General features: G+C 70.0%; 9 protein-coding genes. 4 read left to right on the forward strand and 5 right to left on the reverse strand.

Annotated elements, in window-relative coordinates; all coding sequences use genetic code 11:
* Positions 1-66: 66 nt before the first annotated feature.
* Positions 67-2,736, forward strand: coding sequence for an excinuclease ABC subunit UvrA (locus A5771_RS07590; RefSeq protein WP_064854595.1), 2,670 nt, complete (start codon positions 67-69; stop codon positions 2,734-2,736).
* 66 nt (positions 2,737-2,802) lie between these two features.
* Here A5771_RS07590 and A5771_RS07595 read toward each other — a convergent pair whose 3' ends face one another.
* On the reverse strand, positions 2,803-4,170 hold the full coding sequence (locus A5771_RS07595) for an FAD-binding oxidoreductase (protein WP_064854596.1): 1,368 nt from the start codon (positions 4,168-4,170) through the stop codon (positions 2,803-2,805).
* A gap of 54 nt (positions 4,171-4,224) precedes the next feature.
* Here A5771_RS07595 and A5771_RS07600 point away from each other — a divergent pair, with 54 nt between their 5' ends.
* Together A5771_RS07600 and A5771_RS07605 are read left to right on the forward strand one after the other, a co-directional pair.
* The gene (locus A5771_RS07600) at positions 4,225-5,043 is read left to right on the forward strand and encodes a uracil-DNA glycosylase (protein ID WP_064854597.1); all 819 of its coding nucleotides are present in this window, start codon (positions 4,225-4,227) and stop codon (positions 5,041-5,043) included.
* Between the two features lie 21 nt (positions 5,044-5,064).
* Positions 5,065-6,096: an LLM class flavin-dependent oxidoreductase gene (locus A5771_RS07605; protein ID WP_064854615.1), complete on the forward strand. Its 1,032-nt coding sequence runs from the start codon at positions 5,065-5,067 to the stop codon at positions 6,094-6,096.
* Here A5771_RS07605 and A5771_RS23310 read toward each other — a convergent pair.
* The 4 genes from A5771_RS23310 to A5771_RS07625 all read right to left on the reverse strand — a co-directional run bounded on the left by A5771_RS23310 (position 6,093) and on the right by A5771_RS07625 (position 11,695).
* Entirely contained in the window at positions 6,093-9,497 is a 3,405-nt protein-coding gene (locus A5771_RS23310) for a PecA family PE domain-processing aspartic protease (protein ID WP_165606113.1), read from the reverse strand. The genes A5771_RS07605 and A5771_RS23310 overlap by 4 nt on opposite strands.
* A gap of 134 nt (positions 9,498-9,631) precedes the next feature.
* Positions 9,632-10,087, reverse strand: coding sequence for a nitroreductase family deazaflavin-dependent oxidoreductase (locus A5771_RS07615; protein ID WP_064854599.1), 456 nt, complete (start codon positions 10,085-10,087; stop codon positions 9,632-9,634).
* A gap of 4 nt (positions 10,088-10,091) precedes the next feature.
* Entirely contained in the window at positions 10,092-10,529 is a 438-nt protein-coding gene (locus A5771_RS07620; RefSeq protein WP_064854600.1) for an HIT family protein, read from the reverse strand.
* Positions 10,530-10,546: 17 nt separating this feature from the next.
* Positions 10,547-11,695, reverse strand: a complete 1,149-nt coding sequence (locus tag A5771_RS07625) for a MalY/PatB family protein (RefSeq protein WP_064854601.1) — start codon at positions 11,693-11,695, stop codon at positions 10,547-10,549.
* A 32-nt stretch (positions 11,696-11,727) separates the two neighbouring features.
* Between A5771_RS07625 and A5771_RS07630 the strand changes: the two genes are divergently transcribed.
* Positions 11,728-12,843, forward strand: a complete 1,116-nt coding sequence (locus A5771_RS07630; protein WP_064854602.1) for an adenylate/guanylate cyclase domain-containing protein — start codon at positions 11,728-11,730, stop codon at positions 12,841-12,843.
* The last annotated feature ends 338 nt before the right edge of the window (positions 12,844-13,181 follow it).

Below are 13,181 nucleotides of genomic sequence, written 5' to 3' on the forward strand. Positions count from 1 at the left end.
TCTGTCAATCCTCGAGTGGGAAATGCCCGACGATCCTCGGGTATCCGGCTGACTATCGTCGCGTCAATGACCAGCCGCTCTGTGCAACCTGCGAAAACTGAACATGGTTGGCGGGGCGGCGTCGTGGTGCGCGGGGCGCGGCAGAACAACCTGGCCGACGTGGACCTCGATGTCCCGCGCGACTCACTGGTGGTGTTCACCGGTGTCTCAGGCTCAGGGAAATCGTCGTTGGCCTTCGGAACACTGTTCGCTGAGTCGCAGCGTCGCTACCTCGAGTCGGTCGCACCGTATGCCCGGCGCCTGATCGACCAGGCCGGTGTGCCCGACGTCGATCTGGTCGAGGGTCTACCTCCGGCGGTCGCCCTGCAGCAACAGCGCGGGGCAAGCAATGCCCGATCCACCGTCGCCAGCGTGACCACACTGGGCAGCCTGGTCCGGATGCTGTACTCCCGCGCGGGGTCCTACCCGGCGCATCAGCCGATGCTGTATGCCGAGGACTTTTCCCCGAACACGGTCCAGGGGGCGTGTCCGACATGCCACGGAATCGGACGGATCTACGAGGTCGACGTCGACAAGATGGTGCCCGACCCAACTCTGAGCATCAGAGAGCGCGCGATCGCGTCCTGGCCACCAGGGTGGCCGGGCGGGAACCTTCGCGACATCCTCGTCTCACTGGGATACGACGTCGACGCGGCGTGGAAAGACCTCCCGAAAAAAGAGCGGGACTGGATCCTGTTCACCGAGGAACGCCCCACCGTGCCGGTGTATTCGGGCTTCACCCCCGCCCAAACCCGCCGCGCCATCAAGGCAGGAATGGAGCCCAGCTACGAAGGCAACTTCGTTGGCGCACGTCGTTTCGTGCTGGACACCTTCGCCAACACCAAAAGCGCAACCGTCAAAAAACGGGTCGCCCAGTTTGTCATCAGTGCCGTATGCCCGACCTGTCGCGGCAAACGAGTCAAGGCTGAAACGCTGACCGTCACGTTCGACGGCATGGACATTGCCGAATTCGCGTCGCTCCCACTGGCGCGCGTGGCCGACATCGCGCGCCGCATCCTCGCCAAAGATTGGGCACCCGGCGACGCTGCGGCCGGCGAGGCGCTCGATGAACCACGCCGCAGTGAGGCGAGGCGACAACGAGTCGCCTCAGGGGGTTCGGCACACGCTGGCGCTCCCGATGTGCGACGGACCCCGAACGTATCGGCCGAGAAGCTCATCACGGCCCGGCGGCTGGCTGAGGATCTGCTGCACAGGATCGAGCCCATCATTGAGCTGGGACTGGGATATCTGTCGCTGGACCGGACAACCCCCACGCTGTCGGGCGGAGAACTGCAACGGCTGCGTCTGGCCACCCAGCTGTCGTCGAAACTATTCGGCGTCGCCTATGTGCTCGATGAGCCCTCCGCGGGTCTGCATCCCGGCGACCTCCCCGCTCTGCTGAGGATCCTTCATGGGCTTCGCGAGCGGGGAAACAGTGTCTTTGTTGTTGAGCACTCTTTGCCGGTGATTCGTGAGGCCGATTGGCTTGTCGATATCGGCCCCGGCGCCGGTGAGAACGGTGGCCATGTGCTCTACAGCGGGACACCCGCAGGTCTCGCCGACATACGGGATTCCGTTACCAGGCGTTATCTGTTCGACCCTTCGGAGCATGTCTCGCCGGAGCGGCGAACGCCGCGCGGCTGGCTCCAACTCGATGGCATCGAACGCAACAACATTCACGATCTCGACGTGTCGATTCCCCTCGGGGTTCTGACTGCGGTGACCGGCATCTCCGGCTCGGGTAAATCAAGCCTGGTCAGCCAGGCGCTGCCTGCCCTGGTCAACGAACAATTGGGCCGACCGGCATCCGGCGCAGTTGCCGAACCGCAAGACGACACCGATCTGCTGCTGACCGGCGACCAGGGCACGGTCCACGGCCGTATCGAGGGCTCACTCGGCGGGCTCCGCCGTGTCGTCGCCATCGATCAGCGACCCATCGGACGCACTCCACGATCAAACGTGGCGACCTACACCGGTCTGTTCGACAACGTCCGCAAGCTATTCGCCGAAACACCGAAGGCACGACGACGGCGCTACAAACCCGGCCAGTTCTCCTTCAACGTCGCCGGGGGCCGCTGCTCGACCTGCGAGGGCGAAGGCTTTGTCATGGTCGAGCTGCTATTTCTGCCCAGCCTCTACAGCCCGTGCCCGGACTGTCACGGCACCCGTTATAAGCCGTCCACCCTCGAAATCACCTGGCGGGACCGCAACGTTGCCGACGTCCTCGCAATGAGCATCGACGAGGCCCACACCTTCTTCACCGGCGAGAACGACATCATTCGCTCGCTTAGCGTCCTGCACGACGTGGGATTGGGCTACCTACGACTCGGACAGCCGGCCACAGAACTCTCCGGCGGCGAGGCCCAACGCGTCAAACTCGCCTCCGAGCTCCAACGCGCACACCGAGGTGACGCGCTCTACATCCTCGACGAGCCCACCGCCGGCCTACATCCCTCCGACAGCGACCGCCTGCTCGCCCACGCCCAAGGCCTCGTCGATGCCGGCAACACCGTCGTCATGGTCGAACTCGACATGCGCATCGTCGCCCAGGCCGACCACGTCATCGATCTCGGACCCGGAGCCGGCGCAGACGGTGGCCGCATTGTCGCCACCGGTACCCCCGAGCACGTCGCCGCCAACGCCGACAGCACCACCGCACCCTACCTCCGGGCCGCACTCGAAAACGCGCCATCGTAACCCGTCATTTCACCGGCTAAGGTCACCTGCGGGCCACCCCGGCGTCGCCAGATTGCGGATCGGGGGTCAGATCCCCGAGCCGGGGTTGAGAATGTTCAGCGGGTCCAGCGCCGCCTTGACCCGCTGGTTCAGCGCCATCGCGGCAGGGCCTAGCTGCTGGGCCAGCCACGGCCGCTTCAGCCGTCCGACCCCGTGCTCGCCGGTGATGGTGCCGCCCAAAGCGATTGCCAGATCCATGATCTGGCCGTATGCGGTCTCGGCGCGGCGGACCTCGTCGGGATCATTCGGGTCGTGCACGATCAGCGGGTGGGTGTTACCGTCGCCGGCGTGGGCGATCACCGCGATCATCAACCGGTGTTCGGCGGCGATCTTCTCAATGCCGGTGATCAGCTCGCCCAGCTGCGGCAGCGGCACCCCCACGTCCTCGAGCAATAGCGGCCCCTTGGCCTCGACAGCCGGGATGCAGAACCGCCGGGCCGCGACGAAACCTTCCGCCTCGATGGGGTCGTCGGTGGAGAACACGTCCTTGGCGCCGCGCTCGGTGAACACCCGGGCGATCAGCTCGATGTCCTCCGCACCGGCGTGGCCCCGCTCATCGGAGGCCGCCACCAGCATGGCGGCGGCGTCACGATCGAGCCCCATCCGCAGCTGGTCCTCGACGGCGTTGATCGCCGCGGCATCCATGAACTCCAGCATCGACGGGCGCAGCCGCCCGGAGACGTCGAGCACCGCCTCGGCCGCGGCGGCCACCGAGTCGAATGTGGCCACCACCACCGCCGACTTGGGTTGAGCCGGCAGCAGCCGCAAGGTCACCTCGGTGATCACCCCGAGGGTGCCCTCGCTGCCGACGAACAGTTTGGTCAACGACAGCCCGGCGACGTCTTTGAGGCGCGGCCCGCCCAGGCGCACCGCGGTGCCGTCGGCCAACACCACCTGGAGGCCCAGCACGTAGTCGGTGGTGACGCCGTACTTGACGCAGCACAGCCCGCCGGCGTTGGTGGCGATGTTGCCGCCGATGCTGCAGATCTCGAACGACGACGGATCCGGCGGGTACCACAGGCCGTGGGCGGCGACGGCCTTTTTCACCTCGGCGTTGAACAGGCCGGGCTGGCACACCGCGGTGCGGGTGACCGGGTCCACGGTGATCTCGCGCATCTTCTCGGTGCACAACACGATCCCGCCGTCGACCGCGGTGGCGCCGCCGGACAGCCCGGTGCCCGCGCCGCGCGTCACCACCGGCACCCGGTGCGTGGTGGCCCAGCGCATGACGGTCTGCACGTCTTCGGTGCGCAGCGGACGCACCACCGCCAGGGGTTGGCCGGCCAACGGGTCCAGGGCGTTGTCCTGCCGGTAGCCCGCGGTGATGGTCGGATCGGTGACCACCATGCCGTCGGGCAGGTCGGCGATCAACTGAGCCAGGGCGTCGGCGGTCACCCAGTGATCCTACGAACTTCGCCAAGGACCGGCGGCGCACGGGAGGATGGACCAATGCATCCGCATCCGCGCACCGGCCGACCGTTCGGCTCCCCGGTGCCCCCCGGTACCGGCTGGCCGGGGGATCCGGCGACGCGCAAGACCCCGCAAGCCGACGACGCCGCGCACGTGGCGCAGCTGGCCGGCCAGACCGAGTCGATCCCCGAACTGGACGCGCTGATCAGCGTGTGCCGGGCCTGCCCGCGGCTGGTCAGCTGGCGCGAAGAGGTCGCCGTCACCAAGCGGAAATCCTTTGCTGATCAACCCTATTGGGGCCGTCCGGTACCGGGATGGGGGTCACCCACGCCGCGGATCGTCATCGTCGGGTTGGCGCCGGCGGCCAACGGCGCGAACCGGACCGGGCGGATGTTCACCGGTGACCGCTCCGGTGACCAGTTGTATGCCGCGTTGCACCGCGCCGGCCTGGTCAATCAGCCGACCAGTGTCGACGCCGCCGACGGCCTGGACACCGACACCGTCCGGATCATCGCCCCGGTGCGCTGCGCACCACCGGCCAACGCCCCGACGACCGCCGAGCGCAACACCTGCGCGCCGTGGCTCGACGCCGAGTGGCGGCTGCTTTCCCCGCACGTGCGGGTGATGGTCGCACTCGGCGGCTTCGCCTGGCAGGTCGCACTGCGCCTGGCGGCCGAGCGGGTGGCCAAACCGAAACCGAAGTTCGGCCACCGGGCGGTCGCAGAACTCGGGCCCGGCCTACGGCTGATCGGCTGCTATCACCCCAGCCAGCAGAACATGTTCACCGGCCGGCTGACCCCGGCGATGCTAGACGACGTCTTCGCTGACGCGGCGGCGCTGGCGGGACTATCCGGCTGAGGCGTGACGTTGACTAACAACGTGCGCCTTTCCGTTCTCGATCTCGTTCCCGTCCGTACCGACCAGTCCACCGCCGACGCGCTGGCCGCCACGGTGCGGCTGGCCCAGACCGCCGACCGGCTCGGTTTCACCCGCTACTGGCTGGCCGAGCACCACAACATGCCGTCGGTCGGTGCCACCAGCCCGCCGGTGCTGATCGCCTACCTGGCCGCACAGACCGCGCGGCTGCGGCTCGGGTCCGGCGGGGTGATGCTGCCCAACCACGCCCCGCTGGCCGTCGCCGAACAGTTCGCGCTGCTGGAGGCCGCCGCGCCGGGCCGCATCGACCTGGGAATCGGCCGGGCACCCGGCTCGGACCCGGTCACCTCCGTCATGCTGCGCGGGGGCCACGACGAGCAAGAGATCGCGAACTTCCCCGACTATCTCGACCATGTGCGGGCGATGATGAGCAGCCGCGGCGTGCAGGTGCAGCTGCGCGACGGCGACTACCTGCTCAAGGCCACCCCGGCCGCGACGAGCGAGCCGCAGCTGTGGCTGCTGGGTTCGAGCATGTATTCGGCCCGGCTGGCCGCGGCCAAGGGCCTGCCGTACGTGTTCGCGCATCACTTCTCCGGGCACGGCACCGAGGAAGCATTGGCCACCTACCGGGCGGATTTCGTGCCCAGTCCGTTATGCGCCGAACCGACCACGTTTCTGACGGTCAACGCCGTGGTCGCCGAAACCCGCGAGGAGGCAACGGCGTTGATGCTGCCGAATCAGCAGATGATGGCCCGGTTGCGGACCGGACGGCCGCTGGGCGCCGTCGACCTGGTCGAGGACGCCCAAGCGGCGCAGCTGTCGGATGCCGAACAGCGCATCGTCGACGGCGGGCTGCGGCGCGCGGTCGTCGGCGCGCCGGCCGAAGCCGCCGGCCAGCTCAAGGCGCTGGCCGAACGCTTCGATGTCGACGAGGTGATGGTCAATCCGGTGGCCTCGGCCCGGCGCGGTACCGATCCGGCGACCGCGCCCGGGCGTGAGCAGACCCTGGAACTGCTCGCCAAGGAGCTGTTCTAGCCGCTGAAGACCGTTGACCCGAAACCGCTGGGGCGGTAGTCGATGTAGATCGGGTTTTCCGCGAACGGGAAGTAGCCGCTGTTCATCGAGCTGTTGCTCCAGACCCACGGACTGTTGGACGCGGTGGTCGTGAAGGAGTACAGCAGCTTCTCGCCGTCGGCGCTGTACACCGAGATTTCGGTGCCGACCGGTACGTGCGTACCGATTCCGGCGCTGGGGAACAGCCACTGCGGAACGCTGCCCAACATGCCGCCGGAGTCGATCGAGGTGGAAACGGCCACCGGAGCGCCACCGTTGATCGAGACCATGGTGTCGACGAACGGCGAGCCGGGGAGCGACAGTTCCGGGTCCAGCTGGTTGGGGCCGAACACCACCTCGCCGCGGGTGGCATCGATGAGCACACCCTGGTTGAGTGCGCCCGGCAGCGCCGAGATGATCGTCGAGGTTCCGGAGAAGCCGTTGTTCGGCCCGATGCCGAGTACGCCCACAATGTTGTACTGGTTGAAGTAGCTCATCATGAGAGCGTTCGATGCCGGGTCGACGATATTGACCGCGGTGGGATCGGTGACCAGGCTCTCCGGGCAGACGCCGGCCTTGTCGCAGAAGCCGACCGTGGTGTCGTAGGTGTGGTAGCTATACGACTGACTGCCCAGGCCGGCATAGCTTGCGCTGCCGGAGAAGACCGAGTCGCCGAGGCCCGAGCTGTTGCCCAGCATGGTCAACCCGGTGGAACCGGTGTCGATCTGTACTGGCACCGGCGGACCGCCGTTGATCGAGATGTAGACGATCGGGCTGATCCCGCCGCTTTGCAGATACAGCGGAATGGACGCGTTGACCGGTCCCTCCGGGCCGCCGGTGGCCCCATTGCCGACCCCACCCGAACCGGCGCCGCCGGCACCCCCGGCGCCGTTGGCGCCGGTGCTGCCGACCGTTCCGCCGTGGCCACCCACTCCGCCGTCGCCGCCGTCGCCGCCGCGGGCCCCCGCACCGCCCGCGGCGATATGGCCCGCGGCCCCGCCGTCCCCGCCATCGCCGGCCGCCCCGCCGTGCACATTCGTCCCGGCCAGGGTCGCGGTGCCACCGTCGCCGCCGTCGCCGCCGTGGCCGCCCGCACCGGCATTGCCACCGGCGCCGGCTTGCGCACCCGAACCGCCTGCTCCGCCGGCACCGGCGTTGCCGCCGGCGCCGCCTGAGCCGCCGTTGCCGCCGCTGGAGCCCTGCGAGTAGAAGCTGCCGGTCGCGTTGCCGCCGTGGGCGCCGTTACCGCCCACACCGCCGTTGCCGCCGGTGCCGCCGTTGAAACCGGCAGCCCCGGCGCCACCGGCGCCGCCGGCCCCCGCGGCACCACCGGTGCCGCCGTTGCCGCCGATCCCGACGGGCGCCTTGTTGATGCCGGGCTGTGCGTAGTTGCCGCTGCCGGGGGCGCCACCGTCGCCGGCCGTTCCACCGCTGCCGCCGTTGCCACCGGTGCCACCCGTACTGGTCACCCCGGTGCCGCCGGTACCGCCGCCGCCGCCGGTCCCGCCGCCACCACCGGCGCCGCCGTTGCCGTTGGTGCCGAAGCGGCCGTGCTCGCCCTGGGCGGCGTCGCCCTGGTAGGCCGATCCGGCGGCCCCGCCCTGGCCACCGGCGCCGCCGTCGCCGCCGTCGAAGCCGCGGTTGGGGCCCGCGGCGCCGTGATCGCCGAGGCCGCCGTTGCCGCCGGCGCCACCGGCCCCGCCGTCGCCGCCACTGCCGTATTGGACGCTGTTGGCCACGTCCAGGGTGGCGATGCCGTTGCCGCCGCCGTTGCCGCCGGCCCCGCCCTTACCGCCGGCCCCGCCGTTGCCGGTCCCGGCGCCGTGCGCGGTGGCGCTGCTGCCGCCCGCACCACCGGCTCCGCCCTGCCCGCCGTTGCCGCCGCTGCCGGGCAAGGTGGCGCTCGGGGGAAGCTGGGATTGGTCCAGGCCTCGGCCGCCGTCGCCGGCCGCACCGCCGCTACCTCCCTTGCCGCCGTTGCCGTCGCCGAGGGAGTTGCCGCCCGCGCCGCCGGCCCCACCGTTGCCGCCGTCGCCGGCATTGCCGCCGTTGCTGCCGGAGACGCCGTTCTTGCCGGTCGCCCCGGCGCCGCCGTCACCGCCGTTGCCGCCGTTGCCGTGCGCGCCGCCGGTTCCGCCGTCGCCGCCCTTGCCGCCGCTGGCACCCGCGACGGTCGCGTTGTAGCCGTTGCCGCCGTCACCGCCGTTGCCGGCCGCGCCGGTGGGCGAGGCCCCGGTCGCGCCGGTGGCCCCGGCGGTCGAGCCCGCTCCACCGGCGCCGCCTGCGCCGCCGGCCCCGGCAGTGCCGCCGCTGCCGCCCGCTCCACCGTCGGGATGGGTCGCATCGCCGTCGCCGCCCCGGCCGCCGTTGCCAGGATCGCCGCCCGTGCCGCCGGTCCCGCCGGCGCCGCCGACGCCCTGCAGGCCCGCGGTGCCGTGGGCGGATGCGCCTCCCGCGCCGCCGACGCCGCCGGTGCCGCCGGTCCCGCCGGTGCCACCGTCGTCGCCGCGGTCGCCGGCACCACCGGCGATGGTGGCGGCGGTACCGTCGGATCCGGTACGGCCGACTCCGCCGGTCCCGCCGATGCCGCCCGTCCCGCCCTGGCCGCCGTTGCCGAATTGCGCTGTCAGGCTTGCTCCGCCGACGCCGCCGACGCCGCCGGCGCCACCCGTTCCGCCGGTAGCGCCCACGGCGGCCCCGGCTCCGCCGGCACCGCCGGCACCGCCGGCTCCGCCATTGCCGAAGAACCAGGCCAGCGCGTCGCCGCCGGCCCCGCCGGTCGCGCCGGCTCCGCCGAGCACACCCTCGCCGCCGGCTCCACCGGCGCCGCCGTTGCCCATGAACCACCCGCCGGCCCCGCCGATGCCTCCCGCGGCACCGGCTCCGCCGTCGCCGCCGGCTCCGCCGTCACCGAACATTCCGGCCGCGCCGCCGTTGCCACCGGCGACCCCGGCCAGCGTCTGGTCATATCCGTCGCCGCCGTCACCGAACCACAGGCCGCCCGCGCCGCCGTGGGGGTTGTCCACGGTCCCGTCGATCCCGTTGCCGATCAGATACGCACCGGCGAGCTGGTTGATGGTGTTGTCGATCTGAAGGCCCAGCGGGCTGGTGATCCAGGACTGAACCTGGTCGTGCAGGACGGTGTAGAAGTCCAGGCCGAACAGGTCGGGGGCGTCGAGCGGGTCCGAGCCGGCGGCCAGGCCCGCGGTCGGGGCGAAGAGTTCGACCAGCCAGTCCAGGTCTGCGTCGGCGTGCGCCGGTGGCGTGGGGGCGAGGGGACTCAGCCCGAATACCCCGCCGATGGTTCCGGCGGCCACCACGGCCCCAAACGCGGCGCGTGCCGTGCGCCGGCGCATCGGCTGCGGATTTCGTCGTCGGCTCATCGCCCCACCTTGTCTGGATCGAGGGCGAACCCTGCTCTGCAGGCCACACACGGGAAGCCTGGTCAAGACAAAGTACTACCGAAGCAACCACTTAACAACGGATAAGTGTTTTCCGTAGGGAGAAAGACGGCCGGTTAGGTGGACGATTCGGGCGTGAGCACCACGACCGGGATCGGCCGGGAAGTGCGCCGCTGGTAGGCCTCGTAGCGGTTGGCGTTGTTGGCGTTGACGATCCGCCACAGCCGGGCGTAGTCGGGGTCGTCGGGCAGCATCGGCCGCGCGGTGGCCCGCAGGCGTTGCGGCCCGACGTTGATCTCGATATCCGGGTGCGCCTTGAGGTTGTGGTACCAGCCGGGGGAGCGGGGAGCGCCACCCATCGACGCGACGATCAGGTAGGTGTCGCCGTCGCGGGCATAGGACAGGGTCGACGTGCGGGGTTGACCGGTCTTGGCGCCGACGGTGTGCAACATCAGGCTCGGCGGCAGGCCCGGCAGCCGGTGGCCGACCCGGCCGTTGGTCCAGCGGTAGATCAGGTCGTGGAGACCGAGCACTCGGACACCCACTTTTTCGATCGACGGGAGATGGTCCATGGCTTCAGTCTGACGGCGCGGTGTCGGCATCCGCCAGTGCCGCCCGCAAGATTTTCCCGGTCTGCTCCCGATCCGGGTCGCGGCGCATCAGCACGCCCTTGGCGAACGACAGCTTGTCGCCGCTGCGGCGCGGCACCACGTGCAGGTGGATGTGGAACACGCTCTGAAAGGCCGCCCGCCCGTCGTTGATCGCCAGGTTGTTGCCGTCGGCGTGCAGTCCGGAGGCCCGCGACGCCCGGGCGATGCGCTGGCCGACCGCGAGCATGCCGGCCAGCGTCTCAGCCGGGGTGTCGGTCAGATCCACGGTGTGCCGCTTGGGAATCACCAGGGTGTGGCCGCGGGTGAACGGCCGGATGTCGAGGAACGCCAGGTAGTCGTCGTCTTCGAAGATCCGCACGGCCGCGGCTTCGCCGGCGACCACGGCGCAGAACACGCAGGACATTCCGCCACGGTAGCGGTTCAGCGCAGCGCCAAGGCCATCGCCTCGATCGCCCGATTCAGGATCGCCCGGGTGGTCCCGAAGTTCAGCCGCGCAAAGCCCCGGCCACCGCCGAACGGGATGCCCGGGCTCAGCGCCACCCGCGCGTGAGCCAGCAGATGATCCGCCGGTTCGGCCGGCAGCTCCAGCGCCCGGAAGTCCAGCCACGCCAGGTAGGTGGCCTGCGGATGGCTGACCCGCAGTCCCGGCACCGCCTCGGGCAACACCCGGCTCAGGTGATCACGGTTGCCCCGCAGGTAGACCAGCAGGTCGTCCAGCCAGGCGCCGCCGGTGTAGGCGGCAATGTTGGCGCGGATGCCGACGGTCGACGCACCCATGGTGTGCATCATGTTGATCTTGTCCCAGGCGTCGGCGTCGCGCTGGTTGGACAGCATCACCTGCGCGCACATCAGACCCGGCAGGTTCCAGCCCTTGGACGCCGACATCAGTGTGACGACGGTGTCGGCGGCGACGTCGGACACCGAGGCGGCCGCGACGTGCCGACGGTCATAGACCAGCGGGGCATGGATCTCGTCGGCGATCACCCGCGCGCCGTGGCGGGCGGCGATCTCCACGATCGCGCGCAGCTCCTCGGCGGTGAACGCGGTGCCCAGCGGATTGTTCGGGTTGCACAGGATCAGTGATCCCGCGCCGGCGGCGAACGCGGCATCCAACGCGTCCAGATCGATCAGATAGCGTCCGGAATCATCTTGTGCCATCGGGATTTCCACCCGCTGCCGGCCAGAGACCAGCAGCAGGTCGAAGAACGGCATGTAGGCCGGAACCGGCAGCACCACCGGGCTCTCCGGCCGGGTGAGGAACGCGATGACTACCTCCATGCCCTTGAGCACGTCGGGCACCACCCGCACCCACTCCGGCCGAGCCGCCCAGCCGTAGCGGCGCTCGCACCAACCTGCCGCCGCCACCGGCAGCGCAGCAGAACCAAGCGCCGGGTAGCCGAACTCCTCGGCGGCCACGCAGGCACGCACGCCGTCAAGCACCGCCGGAGCGGTGGGGAAGTCCATCTCGGCGATCCACAGCGGCAACACGTCGGGGTCGAAGTGGTTCCATTTGATCGTCCCGCGCGCGCGGAGTTGGTCGTCGGTCAGCGCATCGAAGACTTCAGCCACCCCGACAGTCTGCCGGGAGATACGTTTGCGGCGTGGCTGATCCCAAGATCGACGAATTGCTCGACGGGCTGGACGGCCCTGCGCGCGCCGAGCGCGCCGAATTGATCGAATGGTTGCTGGGACAGGGCATCACCACTGACGAGATTCGCCGGAATGTCTCGCCGATGTTGTTGGCGTCACGCCGGCTGGTCGGCGATGACGGCACGTACGTGTCGGCCCGCGAGATCAGCGAATCCACCGGAGTCGATCTCGAGCAGTTGCAGCGGCTGCACCGGGCGGTCGGGTTGCCCTGGGTCGACGATCCGGACGCCCCGGTGCAGATGCGTGCCGACGCCAGCATCGCCGTGCACGCGCGCCGCTTCATCGAGGCCGGTATCGACCCCGAGCAGGCCCTGCAGACCGCCCGGGTGCTGGCCGACGGGCTGGCGCACACCGCCGACTTCATGCGCTTCACGGTGTTGTCGGCGATCGGCGAGCCGGGCGTCACCGAGCTGGAGATCGCGCAGCGATCGCGGGATTTGGTGGCGGGGCTGGCGCCGATGCTGGGCCCCTTCGTCCAGGACATGCTGATGTTGCAGCTGCGCCATCAGCTCGACATCGACGCCGTGACCGCCGTTGAGCGCATGGCCGGCGCACCGCTGCCGGGCGCGCGGCAGATCACCGTGGCGTTCGCCGACCTGGTCGGCTTTACCCGGCTCGGCGAGATGGTGCCGCCCGAGGAGCTGGTTCAGCTCGCCGAACGTCTGACGGTGCTGGGCCGTGAGATCGCCGTCCCGCCGGTGCGGTTCATCAAGACCATCGGCGACGCGGTGATGTTCGTCTGCCCGGAGCCGGCGCCGATGGTGGATGCGGTGCTGCGGCTGATCGAGGCCGCTGAGGCCGACGGGGAGCTGCCGCGGCTGCGCGCCGGTATCGCCGCGGGGGAGGCGGTGAGCCGGGTCGGGGACTGGTTCGGCAGCCCGGTGAACCTGGCCAGCCGAGTGACCGGGGTGGCGCGTCCCGGTTCGGTGCTGGTCGCCGGGCCGGTGCAGGCCGCGCTGGCCGACGACGACACATTCCGCTGGTCGTTCGCGGGAGCGCGGCACCTCAAAGGCATCAAGGGCGAGGTGAGCGTCTTCCGGGTCCGGCACAACGGAGGCTCGACATAGTTGGGCAGGCCCGGCTGACGTGGGGGGCGGCTCACACTTCCTGCGCGGCTGGCTTCCACCCGCTGGACCAGCTCTTCGGTTCGGTCATGTCCGGGCCTGCTTCGCGGTCGAATCTACGCCGATGACCGGCGGTCAGCAATGGGTGACGCGGGCCGAATTCTTCGGCTAGTCTGTCACTGTATTCACTTGTGCCACTGTGGTTTTAGGCTGTGGATGGAATTCTGCGGCTTGTCGGTGCGCGGCGCTACTATTCGCTTATGTGTGCGGCTCCTCAGGTTCTGGTGGGGAGCGTGACCTGCAGTCCTCCTAGGCAGAGGTAGATCATTGAGGCCAGTGTT

Source organism: Mycolicibacter sinensis, assembly GCF_001667375.1.
Taxonomy (GTDB): Bacteria; Actinomycetota; Actinomycetes; order Mycobacteriales; family Mycobacteriaceae; genus Mycobacterium; species Mycobacterium sinense_A.